We start from the raw sequence: 18,960 nt of genomic DNA, 5'->3' as shown, positions 1-18,960 counted from the left end.
ATTATTACGTATTATTTGCTATTTTCCCTTGACAAATAGGGGTTAATAGGGTAGTATACAAAACATAGTGGGAAATAAGCCTTTGGGACAAGATGATCTGTCCCTATCAGAAATGATCAACATCCGCCCTTAGGGCCGGGTGTTTTTTTATGTCTGGGGAACGTCGGATTCGTAAAAAATCGATAGTCTGGAACGCAGGGAAGGAGGAGAAATTTCTCACCCGCCTGCGGCAGACGGGAAATGTCAGCGCCGCCACCGAGGCCGCCGGAGTAACCCGGACATTCGCCTACCGCAAACGGAATGCCAGCCGCCGGTTTCGCCAGCTGTGGCAGGAGGCCATGGATGAAGCGCTTGACAAGCTGGAGGCGCGGCTGTGGGACCGGGCTTTGGGTGCCGGCACGGGAACAGGAAAGACCATTGGGCCCGACGAACGGCTGGCGATCTTTCTGCTCAAGGCACACCGGCCGGAGATCTTTTCGGACAGCGCCCGGCACCAACCCCAGCGGGCCTGGACGTCGGCGGATACGGCCCGGGGCAAGCTGCAGAAGAAACTCGAAGAAATCTCGGGCAGGCTGAACTTGGCGGAAGAGCAAAGGCATGACGGCTGAGTCGCTGGCGGCCCAGGTGGCGTGCCTTGAGAGCAACGACCGGTCCCGCCTTGTCGCCGCCTTGTCGGATCTGGACTGCGAGGCCTTGTTGCATGACTGGCAGTTCTGGGGGCGTCGGAGCCAGATGCCGCCGATTGGTGACTGGTTCTGCTGGCTGGTGATGGCCGGACGCGGGTTCGGCAAGACCCGTATGGGCGTTGAATGGCTGCGTAGCCAGGTGGAAGGGCCGAGCCCGCTGAAGGCGCCTAAGGGCGCGCCGGAACGGATCGCCCTCGTGGCGGACAGTTTCCTCGACGGGGTGCAGACCATGGTCGAGGGGGAAAGCGGCCTGATGGCCTGTTGCCCGGACGCCTTCCGGCCGCATTTCGAGGTCTCGAAAAAACGCCTGGTCTGGCCCAACGGCATCCAGGCGTTCCTTTATTCCTCGGAAGCGCCGGATCAACTGCGCGGGCCGCAACATGCCCTCGCCTGGGCCGACGAGATCGCCAAATGGAGCCATGTGGAGGAAACCTGGGACAATCTGTTGTTCGGGCTCCGGCTCGGGGAGCAGCCCCGGGTCATGGTCACCACCACGCCCCGTAACATTCCGCTGCTGCGCAAGCTGATGGAGGATGAAAAGGTTTGTGTCACCCGCGGCAACACCTATGACAACAGCGCCAACCTGCCGGATGCATTTCTCGCGGAAATCCGCCAGCGTTATGAAGGCACGCGCATCGGCCGGCAGGAGCTATACGGCGAACTGCTGATCGATATCGAAGGGGCGCTGTGGAGCCGGGACCTGCTGGACGGTTGTCGGATCGCCCGGCTGCCGGAACTGTCCCGCATCGTGGTGGCGGTCGACCCGCCGGTGAGCAGCGGTCCCGACGCCGACCAGTGCGGCATTATCGTCGCCGGCCGCGACTTGGCCGGGCAAGGCTATGTACTCCGGGACGAGACCATCCATGGCGTTGGCCCGCTGGACTGGGCGAGCCGGGCGATCAAAGCCTATCACGAATTCAATGCCGACCGGCTGGTGGCCGAAGTCAACAACGGGGGCGACCTGGTGGAAAGCCTGATCCGTCAGATTGATCCGGAAGTAAGCTACCTGCCGGTCCGGGCCAGCCGGGGCAAGACGATCCGGGCCGAGCCGGTGGCGGCCTTGTACGAGCAGGGCCGGATCTTCCATCACGGCATCTTTCCGGAACTGGAAGAGGAAATGTGCGGCTTCAGCCAGACGGAAGTGCGCAAGGGCAAGAGCCCGGACCGGGTTGACGCCCTGGTCTGGGCGCTCACCGACCTGTTGCTGCGGCGGGAAAGCCGGCCGCGGATCAGGCAGATTATTTATTAGTGGCCGGTTCCTCCCATGACCGGCCGGGAAACGGCGGCAAGGTGCTGCTCCTGCAATAGTGAGACAGAAGCTTTTGAGCAACGTGCAGGGCAGGCAGTGACTTTGCCGTTCGTTATCCCCTCATCGGAGAAATATTCATGAATCCATTTTCTAAACTGGGCGGGTTATTTGCCCGCCGGGAACAGAAGGCGAGTGCGGTCGCCCACCTGCAGCAGGGATCGGAAACGGTCTGGCTTGGCATGGGTGAGGCGCGCTGGAGCAACCGCACCTATCGGTCGCTGGCGGAGGAAGGCTACCGCAAGAATGTGGTGGCGCATCGCTCGGTCAAGCTGCTGGCGGAAAGTGCCGCCTCGGTGCCACTGTTGCTGTTCCGGGACGGCCAGCGGCTGGATCATCACCCGCTGCTGGATCTGTTGACCAGGCCCAACCCCATGCAGGGACGGATGACCTTCCTGGAAAGCCTCTATTCTTTCCTCAATATTGCCGGTAACAGCTATGTGGAGGCGGTGCGCGGCGCCGACGGACTGCCATCGGAGCTCTATGTCCTGCGCTCGGATCGTATTCGCCTCGACCAGGGCAGGTCAGGATGGCCCCGGGCCTATGTCTACAGCCTGGGCGGCCGGGACCATGTCTTTCCGGTCGATCCGGTGGATGGGTCGAGCCCGCTGTTGCATCTCAAATATTTCCATCCGCTGGATGATCTTTACGGCCTGTCACCGCTGGAAGCGGCCGCCATGGCGGTGGATGTGCATAACGCCGCCTCCAACTGGAACAAGGCGCTGTTTGATAATGCCGCCCGCCCGTCCGGGGCACTGGTGTTTGAGGGCCGGGAAGGCCAGGATAGCCTGTCCAGCGATCAGTTTGAACGGCTGAAAAATGAACTGGCCGACAGTTTCCAGGGGGCCAAGAATGCCGGCCGTCCCATGGTGCTGGAAGGCGGGCTCAAATGGCAGAAGCTGGCCTTCTCGCCAGCCGATATGGATTTCATCAACGGCAAGCATGTGAGCGCCCGGGAAATTGCCCTGGCGTTCGGTATTCCGCCCATGTTGCTGGGCATTCCCGGCGACAATACCTACAGCAATTTCCAGGAAGCCAACCGGGCGCTGTGGCGGCTGACCCTGCTGCCGATGATGGAGCGGGTGGTCACGGCCCTGAACGGCTGGCTCTGTCCTGATTATGGGCCGGATCTGCGCCTCGCCTTTGACCAGGATGCGATACCGGCCCTGAGCCATGACCGCCAGCTGTTGTGGGAGCGGGTCGGTGCGGCCGAGTTCCTGACCACGGATGAAAAACGCGCGGCGGTCGGTCTCGGGCCTATGGACAAGACGGAACAGCCAGATGCCTGAACCATCGCCGTCCCTGCAGAATATTGTCCGCCAGGCTTCGGAAGAGGGGGTGAGCCGGGAAACCCTCTATCACCTGATTGAGAAGGCGACCGAGGAAGGGGCCGCGCGGGCGCTGGCCGATCTGGGCCTGCAGGACCGCAATGCCCAGGGCGACCTGAATGAATTGCGTGCCCTGCTCGACAGCTGGCGGGAAACCCGCAGGACGGTGCGCCAGATCATCCTCAAATGGGTCATCAAGATTGTACTGACCAGCCTGATCCTCGGACTGGCGGTGAAAATGAAACTTCTTCATCTCGGCTCCCCCCTCTAGGAAGCCGAAACAGGACAAACTCATGACAGATTTTCTGACCGACGATCGGCCGGCCACAACGGACGGTCGGTTCGAAGGCTATGCCAGCGTCTTCAATGTTGTGGACAACGGCAACGACCTGGTTGTGCCCGGTGCCTTCCGCAGGTCTCTGCAGGATCGGGGCGCCCGGGGCATCAAGCTCTTGTGGCAGCATGACCCCCGCGAGCCGGTGGGCGTCATCGAAGAGGCTTTCGAGGACCATTACGGCCTGTTCGTCCGGGCCAGACTATTGACCAACATCCGCAGGGCTGAAGAGGCACACGGCCTGGTGAGGAGCGGGGCGCTCGACGGCCTGTCCATCGGGTTCCATACCCAGAAAGCGGATCGTCGGGTAGACGGCAGCCGGATCCTCAGGGAGGTGGACCTGTGGGAAGTCTCGCTGGTGACATTCCCCATGAATGACAAGGCACGGATTCTCTCCCTGAAAGGGGAGGAACGGCCGACTTCTGGCGGTCCGTCCGCGGCCCAGGCGGGCCTGCTGGCCGCCATGCACCATCTCAGCAAACTCATGACACAGGAAAGGTAAACGACATCATGACACTTGAAACCAAAGAGGCCCTGGAAAACCTGACCTCCTCCTTCGAAAGCTTCAAAGCCGCCAACGACCAGCGGCTGAAGGAACTGGAGGAAAAGGGCAGCACTGATGTGCTGACCGAGGAAAAACTGGCCCGGATCAACCAGGACCTGGACGGCCTGCAGCAGAAAATGAACCGCCTGTACAGCGCCTCCCGGCGCCCCGCTTTGGGCGACGGTGATCGTCCGGAGAACGACCGGGAAACCAAGGCCGCCTTTTATGACGGCTTTATCCGCAAGGGCATGGTGACGGGGTTGGAGGAAAAGGCGCTCAACAGCCTGAGTGGCGAAGACGGCGGTTATACGGTGCCGCAGGAGCTGGACCGGGAGCTGGAGAAACGCCTGCGCCTGCTGTCGCCGATCCGCTCTGACGCCAAGGTGGTCAGCATCGGCTCGTCCCGCTACAAGAAGCTGGTCAATGTGGGCGGCATCGCCTCCGGCTGGGTGGCGGAAACTGACGCCCGGGCCGAAACGGACACGCCGAAACTGGCGGAAATCGATCCGCCGCTGGGCGAACTTTACGCCAATCCGGCGGCGACCCAGGTGATGCTGGATGATGCCCATTTCGATGTGGAACAGTGGCTCGGCGAGGAACTGGCCGAGGAATTCGCGATCCAGGAAAATGCCGCCTTTGTCGCCGGCGACGGGGTCAATAAACCGAAGGGGTTCCTGACCTATACCACCTCCGCTAATGAGGATACGAGCCGCAGTTTCGGTGAAATCCAGGCTATTGCCAGCGGCGTGGATGGGGACTGGGCGGCCAGTGATCCGGCCGATGTGCTGATCGATCTGGTGCACAGCATGAAGACCGGCTATCGCACTGGCGCAAAATTCTATCTCAATACCGGCCTGCTGGCGGAAATCCGCAAATTCAAGGACCAGGACGGCAATTATCTGTGGCGGCCGGGTCTGGAAAGCGGGGCGGCTTCCAGCCTGCTGGGCTACCCGGTGGTGGAAGTTGCCGACATGCCGGACCGGGCGTCGGGCTCACTGTCCGTTGCCTTCGCCAATATGCGCCGCGCTTATACGGTGACCGACCGAATGGGCACCCGGATCCTGCGCGACCCCTACAGCCACAAGCCCTATATCCATTTCTATACCACTAAGCGCGTGGGCGGGGCCGTGACCAACGATCAGGCCATCAAACTGCTGCAGTTCGCGGCCTGATCTGGTTTGTGAGTTAGCAGGATTATTCAATGACCTGGACCACCCTGTTCGAGGACCAGTTTGACACGGAAACGGCGGATGTGTCCCTGCAGGACCATCTGCCGTCCCTGCTGGGCGATGGCTGGATTGATGAAATCAGGCCGGGCAGCTCCGTCTATGTGGACTGGGATGCTGAATGGCTTGCCTCACCCTGGTGGTCCGGTGCGGAGGCGATCTATCTGCTGGCAACCGCAGAACTTCCCGCAGACGACCAGGCCATCGAATCTTCCTATGTGACGGCCCCCAACGCGGTGCTCCTCAGATACAGCGACACGGCAAATGGCGGCAGCGGGTATCTGGCAAACTACAGCGCCGGGAACAACAGCTACCAGATCCTGAGACTGGATCAGGGTAATGAAACCGTCCTCGCCAGTGTCGGTCCACAGAGTAATCATGACAACAGCGTGGTGATCCGGCTGGAGGCGGTGGGTGACAGCCTCAGTCTCTATGCCGATGGGGAACTGAAAGCCCAGGCGCAGGATAGCACCTATGGGGCCGGTCTGGCCGGAATTCAGGTCAATAAATCCTCCAGCGGATTTAATTTTGTCCGTTTCCAGCATGATGCCGGCGCCGCACTGGAACTTTTCTCCCAGACCGCCACACTGGATGTCTGGTCGGATAATGTTGGCCTGACCTCTCTTGCGATCCTGGGGACGGATGGTAGTAGCCATGGCCTGACCAGCGGGGCCGCGCTTCTGACGCAATGGCAGGAAATTTTCCCCAATGACAGCACACACCTGTTGGCCGATCCGGGAATTGTTTTGCTTTCCGGCGTTTCGTTGTCGCCTGCCGCGGCAACCCTTGGTCACCAGGCAGCGACGCCGTGGCTTGGGCAGTTTCAGCTTCTGGACGCTGAGGCGGCGTTGCAGGGGCTGGCGTCTTCGGCAGTCATTCTGCTGCTGGCCGCGGCACCAGCGCTGGACCGACAGGTCAGTCCTGACGGGCGGCGAAAGACCGAAATTATTGCGGGGTCCGCACGCCGGATCACGCCCACCTCGAACCGAATGATGAGACTTTGAAAAATGGCGAAAAAAGTGGATGACAGCGTCCTTGATGCGGCGCTGAACGAGATCGCGGGCAACTGCGACCTGATGACGGTCTGTGCCGGAGAACCGGCCGGATACGCTGAGGCTAATGTTGGCGGCGCCAATTTCCTGGCGGACGTTGCCATGAGTGCCGGAGACTTTACCTTGTCTGACGGCGATGTCAGCGGACGTAAACTGGCGGTGGCCTCCAAGTCGGGGGTGACGGTGGACCAGGGCGGTATCGCTGATCATGTGGCGCTGCTGGACACGGCAAATTCAAGGCTGCTCTATGTCACCACCTGTACCTCCCTGGAACTGGTGGCGTCCAGCGAGCTGACCTTCAACGGCTGGGACATTGAAATTGCGGACCCGGCTGTCTGATGACTGTGTTTCTCAAGGATCCCTCTGCGGTGGTCGATTTCAGCATCGACTGGGGAGCGGACTATCTGCAAGCCGGCGAAGACATTCTTGCCAGCAGCTGGAGTATTTTCCCGGATGACGGGGACAGCAGTCTGGCGATTGATCAGGAAGCAGGTCCGGAAACGGGCGTTACGGCGGTATTCGTCAGCGGCGGCCAGTCCGGGGTGATTTACCGGCTGACCAATCATATTTCAACCAGCCAGGGACGCGCGGATGAGCGCTCCCTGACCATCCGGGTGGAACAGCAATGAAACTTGAGTTGATGATACCGCCGGCGGCGGAACCGCTCACCCTGGCCGAGGTGAAGGAATTCCTGAAAATCGACCATGGGGATGAGGACAGCCTGCTTTCGGGCCTGATCCGGTCCGGTCGGCTGGCCTGCGAAATTTTCATCGACCGCAAGCTGGTGAGCCAGCACTGGCGCTGCTTCCGCAATGACTGGGGTGCCGGGTCGGTCTACCTGCCGTTCTCACCCATCCGGTCGGTGGAAGAAGTGGCGGTATTCCGGGACGGCGACTATGTCCCCCTTGCGGCGGAAAGCTGGCTGCTGGACCTGGACAGTTTCCGGCCGCGCCTGATTGGTACGCCGGGGCATGGCTGGCCTGACCCGGACATTCCGGTGGCCGGTATCCGGATCAGCTTCACGGCCGGATATGGCGAAAGCTGGAACGAGGTGCCGGCCGATATCCGCCAGGGGCTGCTGCACTGGATCGCAGCCGCCTTTCAGCAGGGTGAGGAGGCTGTTCGGGACCGGCGGCTGGCTGAAGACCTGTGGCGGCCCTATCGCCGGGTGAAGCTATGACCTACCGGCAATTACGCCACCGGGTGACGTTCCAGACCGAGGAACAGGCACCGGACGGCAGCGGCGGGCTTGCCTCAACATGGCGGGACGTGGCCACGGTCTGGGCGGCGTTCACGCCGGTTTCGGCCTCGGAAGTCACCGAATCCCGACAGCAACAGCAGAGGCGCCTGGGGGACATTCGTGTGCGCCACAATGCGACCTTGGAAGACTGTCGCCGGCTTCGTCATGACAATCGCAACTACCGGATATTGACTGTGCAGGACCCGGACGGGCAGGGGCGCTGGCTCCTGTTGCGGGTGGAGGAAGAAGTACATGATTGAAGGGCAAGATAAACTGCAGGCGGGCCTGGCGATAGCCCGACAGGACTACGAAAACCGCCTGACCGCTTTCGTGCGGGGCCTGGCGACGGAGATTGCCGCCGGCGCCCGGTGCCGGGTCTATCGCAACCGGAAATCGGAAAATCCGAGCAGTCCGCTGGCGGAAAGTATCGAGACGGTGAAACAACAGAACGGCTATGACGTCATGGCGTCACTTTCCTATGCCCCCTATGTGGAGTTCGGCACCAGCCGGATGGCCGCAAAGCCTTTCCTCACCCCGGCGGCGGAAGAAGTGAAGGTGCGTTTCCAGCTGTCGCCGGAAAGTTATGGAGGCGGCCAATGACTCTGACAGCTTTGAATCTACTGCAGGCCTCCCTCCATGAGCTGCTCTCGGGGAACGTCGAGCTGGCAGGCCGGTTGTCCGGTATATTCGATCATGTGCCGGAAGGGATGAGCCTGCCCTATCTCGCCATCGGCGATATGTCGGTCCGGGACTGGTCGAGCAAGAGCTTTACGGGCCTGGAGGTGCTGTTTGACCTGCATCTCTGGTCCGGCCACAGGGGCAATCTGGAAATTCGCGAACTTGCCGACCTGGTGCACGGTCTGCTGACGCCAGAGGTGCTGCAGAGAGACGGGCTCCAGGTCGCCTCCCTGCAGTTCATATTTTTCGAGACATTTTTTGAAACGGACGGTCGCATTCGCCACGGAGTAATGCGCTACCGGGCCAGGATCATTCCAGGAGAATAACATGACCATAGAAAAAGGCCGCGCCTTCCTGATGGAAATCGGCGACGGTGGAGATCCCGAAACCTTCACCGCCATTGGCGGCATGCGTTCCACATCGCTGAAGATCAGCAACGAAGTGGTGGATGTGACCCACAAGGGCTCGTCCGGCTGGCGCGAGCTGTTGTCTGGCGCCGGCATCCGACATGTATCGCTGGGCGGGGCCGGTGTCTTTACCAATTCCGACAGCGAGCAGCTGATGCAGGAAAAGGCGCTGGCCGGAACGGTGGACAATTACCGCATCATTTTTGAAAGCGGCGACAGTTTCAGTGGCGGTTTCCAGGTCACCAGTCTGGATTATGCCGGCGATTATAACGGCGAGCGGACCTACAACCTGGCGCTGGAAAGCTCCGGTCCGGTCACCTTCGCGGCGGCGGACTGATGCGCGGGCGCGAGGTCAGGCTGACCCTCGACGGCAGGGAACGTCTCTGCGTCCCCAGCTTCCGGGCCATCATCGAGATTGAGGAGCGCCTCGGCGGCCTGGTCGGCCTCGCTTCCCGGGCGGCGGACGGCGACATCGGCCTCAGGGAAGTCAGCGTCATTCTGTGGGCGACCATGGACGAGCGGCCGGTCTTCGAGGACCTGGGGCAGATGGTGCTGTCGGCCGGTCTTGTTAATGTCATGGCAGCGGTGCGTGACCTGCTGGCGATCTGCCTGACCGGCGGCGGGGAACCCGTGCTGCCGGGAAAGTCGTGACCGGGGCCGCGGACGGCCGGATCATCCCGGTCTGGGCCATGCTGGCGTTCGGATTGCTGGGCTGGATGCCGTCGGAGTTCCTGAAGGTAACGCCCTGGGATCTGGCGCTGGTGCTGCAGGCCAGGCAAAAATATTTTGACTATCAGGCGGCGGGGGACCGCCCCCTTGACCGGACAGGACTGACCGGCCTGATGGAAAAACTTGGCTCTAGCCATTGACCTTGTGCAGGGAGAGGACCATATTCCCGGTATGTTGACGAAAAAACCACAGACCCGGAGAAAATCCCTGCGCGAGCGGGTCGCTGACCGCAAGGCCGGCATCCCTGAGCAAAAGGCGCCCAAGAGTATTTCGGGTATAAAAACCCGCAAGTGGCTGAGGTGGGGAGGCAATGCCTTCCAGGCCCTCGGCATCCTGATCATGCTTCTGGTGGTTATGCGCTTCAATGACGGCAATCTGGAATTTATGGAAGAACTGATCGGCATTGCCGCCGGCTTCTTCCTGACCGGCCGGATCAGTATCCTGTTCATCAAGAACAGCTGAGTTTCACTTCACTCAAGGTAAACAGCCCGCTCCGGCGGGCTTTTTTTATGGGGAAATTATGACGGAAACCATTTTGGACTCGCTGGTCGTTCGGTTGCGTGCGGACACTTCGGACCTGGACAAGTCTGTTCAGAGCCTGCAACAGAACCTCGGATCACTGGAAAGCACGACATCGTCCGTGATGGACGGCATGACCACGGCCTTCGACAGTTTCGCCCGAACCGGTGAGCTCAGTTTTGAGGGACTCCGGCGGACGGCCTTGTCGGTGCTGGATGAGATTTTCGGCCATATGGTATCCGCCGGCCTGTCCGGTGCGGGCTCGTCGGGCCCTCTGTCGCTGGTGACCGGCTTATCCAGTCTGTTGTTCGGCCGGGAAGGCGGCGGCACAGTGGCGCCGAACCGGCCTTACATTGTCGGTGAGAAAGGGCCCGAACTTTTCATGCCGCACACTCCGGGTCGGGTCTTGAGAAATGACGGCACTGCCGGGGGCACTGCCTCCCGGGTGACCAATATCACTGTCAATGTGAACGGGGGGCGGGAGCCGGCAGAGGCGGGGCGCAGAAGCGCCGGCCAGATTGCCGTCGCGGTGCGCCGGGCGGTGGAAAAGGCGGAACGGAACCTCTGAATGTACTGGCTGGCAACGGAATATGATCAGGCGGAGACGAACTGGATCCGGCGGTTTTCACCCCGCTACTGGACGGTGAATTTCCCCCGGCCGATGGTGGCCTCGGTCGTGACCGAAGGTGTGGATGCGCTCCGCTGTGACCTGGTGTTTTACCGCAAGGAAGATCTGTGCGGCCTGATCTGGGAAAGCGAGGATCTGCATGATCATCCGCTGCTGCGCTATGGCACAAGCAGGGATTATCGCCATACGGTGCTGAGCTTCCGCTGGCAGAGTAGCGGCATCGCCGACCTCGATCACCTGCACGGGCCGACCCTGACCATTGAAGGACGGGATCAGCAGGGGCTGCCGCACACCTGGTATGTGCGCCTGGCCAACTACGCGACCGGTACCGCCGAGGACGCGGAAATCGTGCTTGATTTCGATACTCTGGCTGGCGGCTTTACCCTGCCCGCGGACGCCGATCCGGTCTGGCCCGGCGACATCGACCGCCTGTTCATTAGTTTGGTCGCGCCGGACTATGACGACAGTTCCTCGGAACCGCTGGATCAGCCGGTCGTGGGGCAGGTGACCGTGTCGGACCTTCGGGTGGAAGGCAGCACCTCGACCCTGAAGGTGGGGAACAGTTATGTACTGCCCCATGATTTGCGGATCTGCAACGGGTATGATGACTGCTATCACCTGACACCGGAACGGGTGATCTGGAACATGATCCAGCTCGGCTACCGCGACCGGATCACCCACTATGTGGGCATGAGCCATTATTTCAGCCTCCTCTGGTCGGGGACCGAACAGCGTTTTGTCGTTGATCCGGCCGGTGCTCCCCTGAATGTGGCGGCAGCGACCTGGCACCGGAACTACCTGCAGCAGGCGCAATTCTTCGGCTTTCAGGTGATCCTGTCTCTGTCTTATGAAATTTTGGCCGAGCATATTCCGGACGACTGGCAGCAGCGCGCCCATGATAATGATCCGGCCCGGACCGGCTGGGAACCGCCGTCGGGCCTGGTGGCGCCGGCCAATGCGGGGGCGCTGGACTATCTGGCCGCAGTATTCGAGGCACTGGCGGACCTGCTGGATGAGGCGGGGCAGCAAGTCGAGTTGCAGATCGGCGAACCCTGGTGGTGGGTCAGCCTGGACGAGGACCGGGTGCCGCATTTCTATGACCCGGTGACCACGGCGCTCTATGTGGCGGAGACCGGCAACAGCCTGCCAGCAAAGCATGTCAGCGCGACCGAGGAAATTTCTCCGGATCAGCAGCTTTATCTCGACTGGCTTGGCGCCAAGCTGGGGCAATCCACCTTGGCACTGCGCGACGGGATCCGGGGCAACTGGCCGGACGCCAGAGTGGGATTGTTGTTTTATGCCCCGCAGGTGATGGTGGCCGCGGCGCCCATGCTGCTGACAGTCAATTATCCGGCAGGCTTCTGGCAGTCGCCCGCCTTCGATTTCTTCCAGATCGAGGACTATGACTTCATCGTCGACGGGCAATGGAAACGTCACCGCCAGTCTCTGGAGCAGATTACAGGGGACTTGGGCTACGCCCTGCCGGATATGTATTATTTTGCCGGTTTTAACCTGCGGCCGGAAACTACGCATCTTTGGCGCAATATTGACCTGGCGGCAGGTGACGGTTTTGCCAGGGGCTTTGGCGAGATATTTGTCTGGGCCTATCCCCAGGTGGTGCGGGACGGTTTTGTCTACAACAAGGATCAGGAACAGGATATGAGCGGATTTCATGAGGTACGGTTCCCGCTGGACATCAGCTTCGGCGCCGGCGGCGGCCCGGTCTTCTCCACGGCGGTGGCGGAAATGACCTCCGGCTTTGAACAACGCAACCGGGAATGGGCCGATGCCCGGCTGGCCTTTGACGTGGGCAGCGGCATCCGGTCGGAGGATGATCTTGCGGCGTTAATTGCCTTTTTCCGGGGACGGGCCGGCCGCGCCTACGGATTCCGGTTCCGGGACTGGACCGACTATAAAAGCTGTCCGCCGTCCGGCGAGGTTGCTCCGACTGATCAGGTGATCGGCGTCGGCGATGGTGAGGAAACGGATTTTCAACTGGCAAAAATCTACCAGAGCGGCGAGCATTCCCAGGCCCGAGCCATCTTTAAGCCGGTGGCCGGGACAGTGCGGGTGGCTGTGAACGGCGTGGAGCTGGCCGACGGCTGGCAGCTGGATGAGACGACCGGCTTGGTTTCCCTTGACGAAGCGCCGCTGGCGGACAGTACCATTAGCGCCGGCTTCGAGTTTGACGTGCCGGTCCGCTTTGCCGACGACAGCCTGTCCGTGACCCTGGAGACTTTCAGGGCTGGCCAGATGCCCTCCATCTCCCTGATTGAAGTGCGACTCTAGATGAAGACGATTTCACAAGAGCTTCGACAGCATTTGCAGGAGGAAGTGCTGACCCTGGCCTGGTGTTGCGTCCTGACCCGGACCGATGGTGTGCACCGGGCCTTTACCAGCCATGACCGGCCGGTTGTTATGGACGGGCAGCGTTTTGTCCCCACCAGCGGCTTTATCCCTACCGATATCAGCAGCAGTAACGCGTTCAATGTGGACAATCTGGATATCACCGCCATCCTGTCCCATAATTCCATCAGCGAGCAGGATATCCTGGCCGGGCGTTACGACCATGCGCGGGTTGAAATATTCCGGGTTAATTGGGCGGCGCCGGATATGGGCCGGATCGACATGCGGTCCGGCTGGCTTGGTGAAATATCCTTGGCGGATACTGATTTTACGGTTGAAATCAGGGGGCTGATGCAGCGGCTGCAGCAGACCGTCGGTCAGCAATATTCCCCGGAGTGCCGGGCGATCCTCGGGTCCGCAACATGTCATGCCGACCTGTTGAAACACAGCAGGGTGGGCAGGGTCTCGGCAGTGACCGGGACGGCGGCTTTCGCGGCTGATGACATCACCGAGCCGGACGGCTGGTTTGACTATGGCCTGCTGTGGTGGATTTCTGGGAGGAACGCCGGTCTCAAAGTGGAAATAAAAACCTATAGCTCAGGTGCGTTTGCCCTGTGCGAGGTGATGCCTAATCCCATTGAGGCTGGAGACAGGTTCAAGGCGCAGGCCGGGTGTGACAAGCGAACGGTGACCTGTCGTGACAAGTTTGACAATTTTCGGAATTTCAGGGGAGAGCCGATGGTCCCGGGCAGCGACAGTCTCTACTACTACCCGGGACTAAAATAGGATTATTTGCTGTCCGCAGTTTCAGCGGCCGGTTCTTTTTCTTCAGTGGCAGGTTCGGCATTTCCGGAAACTGTTTCCGCAGCCTCAACCGGATTGCCTTTATCGTCCACCTGTTTCCACTGTTCCGGGAACATACGCACATGGATCTGGTTGACCCGGTTGCTGACGTCGCCGATGGCTTTCAGCAGGGCGTCCATATTGTAGCCGACGCCGCGGAAAGTATAGATTTTTGTGACCAGGTCGAAGGCGCGGAAAATATTCTTCATTTCCACGTCTTTATGCTGGCTGTTGGCAATGTCGCCAATGAAATCATAAAGAATATATGCGTCCTTGGATTGGGCAATCCACTGGTCGTTGGCTTCGTCAGAAAAGTCCCAGATGGTCAGGATATTCTCGTTGTTGAGCGGATGTTTTTCCGGCAGGCCGAGCATTTCGCGCAGTTTGGTGGCCCGATCCTTGCCTTTTTTACGGGGTGTCCACAGGATGCGGGCCAGCTGGTTGGCGGCAGTCATAATGCCCTGCAGGGCGAAGAAGATCCCGACCGGAGCCTGCTTTTCCAGTGACTGGTTAAGCACGCCCACGTTCGCTTCGATGAAGCGACACTGGTTACGCAGTTCGTGTATGTGCATCCCCACAACATTTAATTCCATGACTAGACATCCCTTGCATTCATTTTATTGGTCCGGAAAATCATCAATGGAAGTCATAAATGATCCTCTCAGAAAAGAAGCTATTCTAGCGGCAAGATTCTGTGTGGGAAGTCTTTTTCGACATCAGGGAAGGATTCCGGGAAAAAAAGCCGGGGAAGGCCTGGATTGTGTCGGTCTTGTGCTTTTTGTGGGCCGCCAGATCGGCTGCATTCTGAGAGATAATCCCGCCTATACTGCCCTGCCGGGACGGGGCCAGCTCGAGTCTGCAGCCCGGACGGCGGGGCTTCTGCCGGTGGCAAAAGATGCCGGAAAACCCGGCGATATATTCCTGATCCGTCCCCGGCGAATTATCCAGCATGCGGCCATCCTGACTGATCGGGGCATGGTTCACGCGGATGCGCGGCGCGGTGCTGTGGTGGAACAGGGATACAATCCGGACAGGATTGCTTCGATTTACCGATTTCCAATCCTGGGAGATTGAATTTGGCCACGTTACTTTTATCTGCCGTTGGGACAATGATTGCGGGACCGTTCGGGGGAATAGCCGGGGCGCTGGCCGGTCGGAGTGTCGATGCGTATCTGTTTGGCAGTCACTCGTCCCGCACTGTTGAAGGGGCGCGGCTGTCTGACCTTTCGGTCCAGACGGCGTCTTACGGGGAAGCGGTGCCCTTGGTCTTCGGCACCATGCGCCTGTCCGGTAACCTGATCTGGTCTGCTGGCCTGAGTGAAACCCGGCATGAAGACAGCGAGACGGTCGGCGGCAAGGGCAGCAGCCAGACCGTCACGACCGTCAGCTATACCTATTCCGCTTCCTTTGCCGTGGGCCTTTCGGCCCGGCAGGTTTCTTCCATCGGCCGGATCTGGGCGGACGGCAAGCTATTGCGGGATGCCGGCGGCCAGGTAGCGACGGGCGGGAAGGTGCGACTCTACACGGGTTTGGCCGACCAGGATCCGGACCCCCTGCTTGAGGCTGAGGACGGTCTGGATAATGCGACGGCATTTCGTGGCCTGGCCTATGTCATGTTTGAAGATCTTGAACTGGCTGAATATGCCAACCGGATACCAAACCTGACGTTTGAGATCATTGCAGATGAAGGTGGCACGCTGCCGCTGGCGAAACTGGTCGAGGAGGTTTGTGAATTGGCCGGCCTCAGCCAGGTTGAGGCGACAGGCCTTGACGGGGAAGTCAACGGTTACGTCCTGTCCGGTCAGTTCCGACCACGGGATGTGCTGGAGGATCTGGCGGAGCTCTATGATTTTGACATGGTTGAACAGGATGGTGTTTTGATCTGTCGTTCCTTGGGGCGGGATGTCGAGGAAGAAATCACCGGCGAGGTCCTTTTGCGTACGGAAAGCGGGGAGGGGCAGGCACCGCTGCAGATCGTCCGGGCACAGGAACTGGACCTGCCCCGGGAAATTGCCGTCAGCTATCTGGACAGCGGGCGGGATTACCAGACCGGGCTGCAGCGGGCGTTTCGCCAGACCGGACGGAGCGAAGTCGCCGAACAGAAATTTGCGCCGCTGGTGTTAACGTCTGTTGAGGCCAAGACACAGGCCGAAGCGCTACTGGACAACCGTTGGCGGCGCCGGGAAAAACTCAGCTTTGACCTGCCGCCGGGATATTGTCATTTGTCTCCGGGTGATGTTGTCCACCTTTCCCGCGGCAATTCGAATTACACGGTAATGATTCTGGAAACAGAACTGTCAGGACAGGGATTGCACTGCCTGGCGGTCAGGGATGGGGAAAGCCTTCCGGTCCGGGAGGTTGCGGCGGAAACCGGCGGTTTCCCCGGTCAACAGATTGTTCCGCTGGCGGACAGCCGGCTCTTGCTTGTCGATGTTCCGGCGCTGGATGACGAGGAGCAGCAGGCGGTTTGTCTATTGGCGGCAGTCAACGCCGACGCGGCCGGATACTGGCCCGGGGCGGCTCTTTATCTGTCCCGGGACGGTAGTGGATCGCCGGACAAACTGGCGTCGTCCGCCATGCCGGCGGTGACAGGTGTAACCGAGAACAAGCTTGCGCCGGGACCGGCCTGTTTCCCGGACCAGGCCAGCCGTCTGCTTGTTCGGCTGGACCATGCTGCGGATGTTCTGGAAAACCGGACTTGGCCGGACGTGCTGAACGGCGCCAACCTGGCTATCATCGGCGGGGAGGTCATTCAGTTTACCTCGGCCAGCCTCATGGAGCCGGGGCTCTATGAACTGAGTGGCCTGCTTCGGGGACGGCGGGGGACAGAAGACCGGATCGCCGGTCATGAAATCGGCGCCCCTTTTATCCTGGTCAGCCGGACGAGCCTTGTCCCCCTGCAGCTGTTGCTTTCTGATATGGGCCAGGAGCTCTCTTTCGGCGCCCGGACTTTCGGGCAGAGTCTCGAGGATATTCAGTATCAGGTCCGGACCGTGGAAGGCCGGAGCCTCAAGCCTTTTTCTCCGGTGCATGTGCGAGGCACTCGGGACAGTCTCGGCAACCTGGATATAAACTGGATTCGCCGCAGCCGGTTTGGCGGGGCCTGGCGGGACGGACAGGATGTGCCGCTGGGGGAAGCTTTTGAGAAATACGCGGTGGAAATCCTGAAGAACGGGGACGTCATACGCACCCTGGAGTGCGGAGACCCTCGGGTAATTTATGAGGCCGGCCAGCAATTGGCGGATTTTGGCGAAATTCCTGCGGAAATTTCAACGCGCATTTATCAAATCAGTGACAAGGCCGGTCGCGGAATTCCGGCGGAAGCGACACTCTAGAGGAAATTCAGAATGACAGACATGACAACGAAACTGGCGCTGCCCTATATCATGGCAAGTCAGGCGCAGAAGGAAATTACCCACAATATGGCGCTGAATATGTTGGATCTGTTTGTCCAGCCAATCGTGGAGGCAGTGGACCTTTCCGCGCCACCGGCAGAACCGGGAGAGGGACAGGCCTGGATCGTTGCGTCCGGAGCGACCGGCGACTGGGCCGGGCAGGAGGATAACATTGCCCACTGGCTCGGCGGTGCCTGGAGTTTTTATGCGCCGGTCGAGGGCATGCATTTCCAGGTCAGGGATCTGGACATGTTAACCATATTTCGGTCCGGAATGTGGCGAACCGGTGCGGTGAACGGTCTGGAAATCAGCGTCAACGGACAGCAGGTTGTGGGTGATCGAGGTTCGGCCATAGCAGATGTATCTGGTGGCCAAGTAATTGATTCAGAAGCAAGAACAACGATAAATACACTGCTGCAGGTTTGCCGTGCCCATGGACTTATCGAGAGTTGAATATTTTTCTTTACACTTTCGCACAAATGACATAATCCCGTGGAAAATAGTTAAGAATAAGTTAATGTTTAGTTCAAATTTTAGAAACATTCACATGGGAGTGAAAAGACTATGCTAAAGAAAATTCTCGCCCTTTCTGCCTGCACGGCGGCCATAGCAGCGACTTCTGTCCACGCTGAAGACGGTAACTGGTACACCGGACTGGAAGCCGGCTACAGCCTGCTTGGTGCGGAAAAAGCGACAAGCCCGTCGTCGGGCCTGAACCTGAGAAACGAATTCAAGGACGGTCCGGCGATTGGCGCGATCCTGGGGTATGACTATGGCACCTTGCGTCTGGAAGGTGAACTTGGTTTTCATCGGCACAACCTGGACAATCTGGTGGTTACAAATGCCGGCGGGCTGGGGGTTTCCAGCGGGTCGGCCAGTGGAAGTTCCAGCCTGACAACGCTGATGGCCAATGTGGTTGTCGATGTTTTCAACCGTGAGGACGGCAAGGCCGTTGAACCCTTCATTGGTGCCGGTCTCGGTTTCGGTCGGGTGAACTGGTCCAATATCGCCTATGTGGCAAACAAGAAAACGGCCTTTGCCTACCAGGCGTTTGCCGGGGTGCGTGTGCCGGCTACGGATAGTCTGGACGTGGTTGCCAAATATCGTTACCTGGCAACCGATGATATCGGCCTGACGTCATCCGGTGACACAAATTTCAAGGCCAGCTATGACGCTCATGATTTCATGCTTGGTCTTTACTATCGTTTCGGCGGCAAGGCCAAAACTGCCGCAGATGAAATGCCGCAGCCGATCCAGGCCGCTGCTGTAGAACCGGCCCCGGTTGTTGAGCCGGAACCCGAGCCGGAAGTGGTGCCGGTCCCTGAACCGATGCCGGAGCCGGCGGCCGGTCCCATGTTCGACAAGGGTCCTTTTATCGTCTATTTCGCCTTTGACAGTTCCGAACTGGACGGCGCCGGCCGGACCAAAGTGGCCGAAGCCGCCGCCGAAGCGAAAAAGGCCGGGGAAATCGTTGTCATGGTTGACGGCTATACCGACCGGTCAGGGGCGGACGACTATAACGACAAGCTTTCGGCGAAACGCGCGGAAGCTGTCAAAAAAGCCCTGGAAGCCGAGGGACTGCCTGCCGACATGATTGTGATGGCGTCCCATGGCGAATGCGATTGCGAAGTGGAAACCGGTGACGGTGTGAAAGAGCCCCGCAACCGCCGGGCCACGATTGTTCTGAAATAGGACCATC

25 protein-coding genes are annotated in these 18,960 nt (G+C 59.9%); 24 read left to right on the top strand and 1 reads right to left on the bottom strand.

The annotated features are described in order from the left end of the window. Positions 1–149 precede the first annotated feature (149 nt). The 20 genes from FIV46_RS16780 (at position 150) to FIV46_RS16685 (ending at position 13,809) form a co-directional block, all read left to right on the top strand. Positions 150–608 carry a hypothetical protein gene (locus FIV46_RS16780; protein WP_139942073.1) on the top strand — a complete coding sequence of 153 codons (459 nt, stop codon included), beginning with the start codon at positions 150–152 and terminating at the stop codon, positions 606–608. After that, positions 598–1,935: a DNA-packaging protein gene (locus FIV46_RS16775; protein ID WP_139942072.1), complete on the top strand. Its 1,338-nt coding sequence runs from the start codon at positions 598–600 to the stop codon at positions 1,933–1,935. The genes FIV46_RS16780 and FIV46_RS16775 overlap by 11 nt, the downstream gene beginning before the upstream one ends. A gap of 137 nt (positions 1,936–2,072) precedes the next feature. Beyond that, entirely contained in the window at positions 2,073–3,281 is a 1,209-nt protein-coding gene (locus FIV46_RS16770; protein WP_139942071.1) for a phage portal protein, read from the top strand. Further along, positions 3,274–3,591 carry a DUF6127 family protein gene (locus tag FIV46_RS16765; protein ID WP_139942070.1) on the top strand — a complete coding sequence of 106 codons (318 nt, stop codon included), beginning with the start codon at positions 3,274–3,276 and terminating at the stop codon, positions 3,589–3,591. The genes FIV46_RS16770 and FIV46_RS16765 overlap by 8 nt, the downstream gene beginning before the upstream one ends. A gap of 22 nt (positions 3,592–3,613) precedes the next feature. Next, complete coding sequence (locus tag FIV46_RS16760) at positions 3,614–4,156, top strand: HK97 family phage prohead protease (protein WP_139942069.1); 543 nt, start codon at positions 3,614–3,616, stop codon at positions 4,154–4,156. An 8-nt stretch (positions 4,157–4,164) separates the two neighbouring features. After that, a complete protein-coding gene (locus tag FIV46_RS16755) occupies positions 4,165–5,370 on the top strand; it encodes a phage major capsid protein (RefSeq protein ID WP_139942068.1) in 1,206 nt (401 codons plus the stop codon). Between the two features lie 29 nt (positions 5,371–5,399). Then, on the top strand, positions 5,400–6,428 hold the full coding sequence (locus FIV46_RS16750) for a hypothetical protein (RefSeq protein WP_139942067.1): 1,029 nt from the start codon (positions 5,400–5,402) through the stop codon (positions 6,426–6,428). Positions 6,429–6,431: 3 nt separating this feature from the next. After that, entirely contained in the window at positions 6,432–6,815 is a 384-nt protein-coding gene (locus FIV46_RS16745; RefSeq protein ID WP_139942066.1) for a hypothetical protein, read from the top strand. Next, positions 6,815–7,105, top strand: coding sequence for a phage fiber-tail adaptor protein (locus FIV46_RS16740; RefSeq protein ID WP_139942065.1), 291 nt, complete (start codon positions 6,815–6,817; stop codon positions 7,103–7,105). Before FIV46_RS16745 ends, FIV46_RS16740 begins: the two co-directional genes overlap by 1 nt. Beyond that, entirely contained in the window at positions 7,102–7,656 is a 555-nt protein-coding gene (locus tag FIV46_RS16735; RefSeq protein ID WP_139942064.1) for a head-tail connector protein, read from the top strand. The genes FIV46_RS16740 and FIV46_RS16735 overlap by 4 nt, the downstream gene beginning before the upstream one ends. After that, entirely contained in the window at positions 7,653–7,976 is a 324-nt protein-coding gene (locus FIV46_RS16730; protein WP_139942063.1) for a phage head closure protein, read from the top strand. The genes FIV46_RS16735 and FIV46_RS16730 overlap by 4 nt, the downstream gene beginning before the upstream one ends. Continuing rightward, on the top strand, positions 7,969–8,316 hold the full coding sequence (locus FIV46_RS16725; RefSeq protein WP_139942062.1) for an HK97-gp10 family putative phage morphogenesis protein: 348 nt from the start codon (positions 7,969–7,971) through the stop codon (positions 8,314–8,316). Before FIV46_RS16730 ends, FIV46_RS16725 begins: the two co-directional genes overlap by 8 nt. Continuing rightward, positions 8,313–8,720, top strand: a complete 408-nt coding sequence (locus FIV46_RS16720; RefSeq protein WP_139942061.1) for a DUF3168 domain-containing protein — start codon at positions 8,313–8,315, stop codon at positions 8,718–8,720. The genes FIV46_RS16725 and FIV46_RS16720 overlap by 4 nt, the downstream gene beginning before the upstream one ends. Position 8,721: 1 nt before the next feature. Then, complete coding sequence (locus FIV46_RS16715; RefSeq protein WP_139942060.1) at positions 8,722–9,138, top strand: phage tail tube protein; 417 nt, start codon at positions 8,722–8,724, stop codon at positions 9,136–9,138. Further along, positions 9,138–9,452 carry a GTA-gp10 family protein gene (locus FIV46_RS16710; protein ID WP_139942059.1) on the top strand — a complete coding sequence of 105 codons (315 nt, stop codon included), beginning with the start codon at positions 9,138–9,140 and terminating at the stop codon, positions 9,450–9,452. Before FIV46_RS16715 ends, FIV46_RS16710 begins: the two co-directional genes overlap by 1 nt. Beyond that, the gene (locus FIV46_RS16705) at positions 9,449–9,670 is read left to right on the top strand and encodes a phage tail assembly chaperone (RefSeq protein ID WP_139942058.1); all 222 of its coding nucleotides are present in this window, start codon (positions 9,449–9,451) and stop codon (positions 9,668–9,670) included. The genes FIV46_RS16710 and FIV46_RS16705 overlap by 4 nt, the downstream gene beginning before the upstream one ends. Before the next feature lie 31 nt (positions 9,671–9,701). Beyond that, positions 9,702–9,992 (top strand): hypothetical protein, encoded by a 291-nt coding sequence (locus FIV46_RS16700; protein WP_139942057.1) that lies wholly within the window; start codon positions 9,702–9,704, stop codon positions 9,990–9,992. A gap of 58 nt (positions 9,993–10,050) precedes the next feature. After that, the gene (locus tag FIV46_RS16695) at positions 10,051–10,617 is read left to right on the top strand and encodes a phage tail tape measure protein (protein ID WP_139942056.1); all 567 of its coding nucleotides are present in this window, start codon (positions 10,051–10,053) and stop codon (positions 10,615–10,617) included. Beyond that, the gene (locus FIV46_RS16690; protein ID WP_139942055.1) at positions 10,618–12,966 is read left to right on the top strand and encodes a DUF2460 domain-containing protein; all 2,349 of its coding nucleotides are present in this window, start codon (positions 10,618–10,620) and stop codon (positions 12,964–12,966) included. Next, a complete protein-coding gene (locus tag FIV46_RS16685) occupies positions 12,967–13,809 on the top strand; it encodes a DUF2163 domain-containing protein (RefSeq protein WP_139942054.1) in 843 nt (280 codons plus the stop codon). 2 nt (positions 13,810–13,811) lie between these two features. Here the strand turns inward: FIV46_RS16685 and FIV46_RS16680 are convergent, their stop codons facing one another. Further along, the gene (locus FIV46_RS16680; RefSeq protein WP_181163286.1) at positions 13,812–14,459 is read right to left on the bottom strand and encodes a hypothetical protein; all 648 of its coding nucleotides are present in this window, start codon (positions 14,457–14,459) and stop codon (positions 13,812–13,814) included. A gap of 103 nt (positions 14,460–14,562) precedes the next feature. Between FIV46_RS16680 and FIV46_RS18150 the strand changes: the two genes are divergently transcribed. The 4 genes from FIV46_RS18150 to FIV46_RS16660 all read left to right on the top strand — a co-directional run bounded on the left by FIV46_RS18150 (position 14,563) and on the right by FIV46_RS16660 (position 18,953). Then, positions 14,563–14,940, top strand: a complete 378-nt coding sequence (locus FIV46_RS18150) for an NlpC/P60 family protein (protein WP_181163285.1) — start codon at positions 14,563–14,565, stop codon at positions 14,938–14,940. A 2-nt stretch (positions 14,941–14,942) separates the two neighbouring features. Next, positions 14,943–17,201, top strand: coding sequence for a phage tail protein (locus FIV46_RS16670; RefSeq protein ID WP_139942051.1), 2,259 nt, complete (start codon positions 14,943–14,945; stop codon positions 17,199–17,201). A 12-nt stretch (positions 17,202–17,213) separates the two neighbouring features. Beyond that, positions 17,214–17,714 carry a DUF2793 domain-containing protein gene (locus FIV46_RS16665; protein ID WP_139942050.1) on the top strand — a complete coding sequence of 167 codons (501 nt, stop codon included), beginning with the start codon at positions 17,214–17,216 and terminating at the stop codon, positions 17,712–17,714. Positions 17,715–17,825: 111 nt separating this feature from the next. Continuing rightward, complete coding sequence (locus FIV46_RS16660) at positions 17,826–18,953, top strand: OmpA family protein (RefSeq protein WP_139942049.1); 1,128 nt, start codon at positions 17,826–17,828, stop codon at positions 18,951–18,953. Positions 18,954–18,960 lie beyond the last annotated feature (7 nt).

The organism is Emcibacter nanhaiensis, from assembly GCF_006385175.1.
In the GTDB taxonomy this organism is placed as follows: Bacteria; Pseudomonadota; Alphaproteobacteria; order Sphingomonadales; family Emcibacteraceae; genus Emcibacter; species Emcibacter nanhaiensis.
The sequence above is the reverse complement of the archived record's forward strand: the minus strand, read 5'-3'. Positions and strand labels throughout refer to the sequence as shown.

Bases quoted from the DNA above. Each gene is read 5' to 3' on its own strand.
- FIV46_RS16780 (WP_139942073.1), top strand. From the start codon at position 150: ATGTCTGGGGAACGTCGGATTCGTAAAAAATCGATAGTCTGGAACGCA.
- FIV46_RS16775 (WP_139942072.1), top strand. From the start codon at position 598: ATGACGGCTGAGTCGCTGGCGGCCCAGGTGGCGTGCCTTGAGAGCAAC.
- FIV46_RS16770 (WP_139942071.1), top strand. From the start codon at position 2,073: ATGAATCCATTTTCTAAACTGGGCGGGTTATTTGCCCGCCGGGAACAG.
- FIV46_RS16765 (WP_139942070.1), top strand. From the start codon at position 3,274: ATGCCTGAACCATCGCCGTCCCTGCAGAATATTGTCCGCCAGGCTTCG.
- FIV46_RS16760 (WP_139942069.1), top strand. From the start codon at position 3,614: ATGACAGATTTTCTGACCGACGATCGGCCGGCCACAACGGACGGTCGG.
- FIV46_RS16755 (WP_139942068.1), top strand. From the start codon at position 4,165: ATGACACTTGAAACCAAAGAGGCCCTGGAAAACCTGACCTCCTCCTTC.
- FIV46_RS16750 (WP_139942067.1), top strand. From the start codon at position 5,400: ATGACCTGGACCACCCTGTTCGAGGACCAGTTTGACACGGAAACGGCG.
- FIV46_RS16745 (WP_139942066.1), top strand. From the start codon at position 6,432: ATGGCGAAAAAAGTGGATGACAGCGTCCTTGATGCGGCGCTGAACGAG.
- FIV46_RS16740 (WP_139942065.1), top strand. From the start codon at position 6,815: ATGACTGTGTTTCTCAAGGATCCCTCTGCGGTGGTCGATTTCAGCATC.
- FIV46_RS16735 (WP_139942064.1), top strand. From the start codon at position 7,102: ATGAAACTTGAGTTGATGATACCGCCGGCGGCGGAACCGCTCACCCTG.
- FIV46_RS16730 (WP_139942063.1), top strand. From the start codon at position 7,653: ATGACCTACCGGCAATTACGCCACCGGGTGACGTTCCAGACCGAGGAA.
- FIV46_RS16725 (WP_139942062.1), top strand. From the start codon at position 7,969: ATGATTGAAGGGCAAGATAAACTGCAGGCGGGCCTGGCGATAGCCCGA.
- FIV46_RS16720 (WP_139942061.1), top strand. From the start codon at position 8,313: ATGACTCTGACAGCTTTGAATCTACTGCAGGCCTCCCTCCATGAGCTG.
- FIV46_RS16715 (WP_139942060.1), top strand. From the start codon at position 8,722: ATGACCATAGAAAAAGGCCGCGCCTTCCTGATGGAAATCGGCGACGGT.
- FIV46_RS16710 (WP_139942059.1), top strand. From the start codon at position 9,138: ATGCGCGGGCGCGAGGTCAGGCTGACCCTCGACGGCAGGGAACGTCTC.
- FIV46_RS16700 (WP_139942057.1), top strand. From the start codon at position 9,702: ATGTTGACGAAAAAACCACAGACCCGGAGAAAATCCCTGCGCGAGCGG.
- FIV46_RS16695 (WP_139942056.1), top strand. From the start codon at position 10,051: ATGACGGAAACCATTTTGGACTCGCTGGTCGTTCGGTTGCGTGCGGAC.
- FIV46_RS16690 (WP_139942055.1), top strand. From the start codon at position 10,618: ATGTACTGGCTGGCAACGGAATATGATCAGGCGGAGACGAACTGGATC.
- FIV46_RS16685 (WP_139942054.1), top strand. From the start codon at position 12,967: ATGAAGACGATTTCACAAGAGCTTCGACAGCATTTGCAGGAGGAAGTG.
- FIV46_RS16680 (WP_181163286.1), bottom strand. From the start codon at position 14,459: ATGGAATTAAATGTTGTGGGGATGCACATACACGAACTGCGTAACCAG.
- FIV46_RS16665 (WP_139942050.1), top strand. From the start codon at position 17,214: ATGACAGACATGACAACGAAACTGGCGCTGCCCTATATCATGGCAAGT.
- FIV46_RS16660 (WP_139942049.1), top strand. From the start codon at position 17,826: ATGCTAAAGAAAATTCTCGCCCTTTCTGCCTGCACGGCGGCCATAGCA.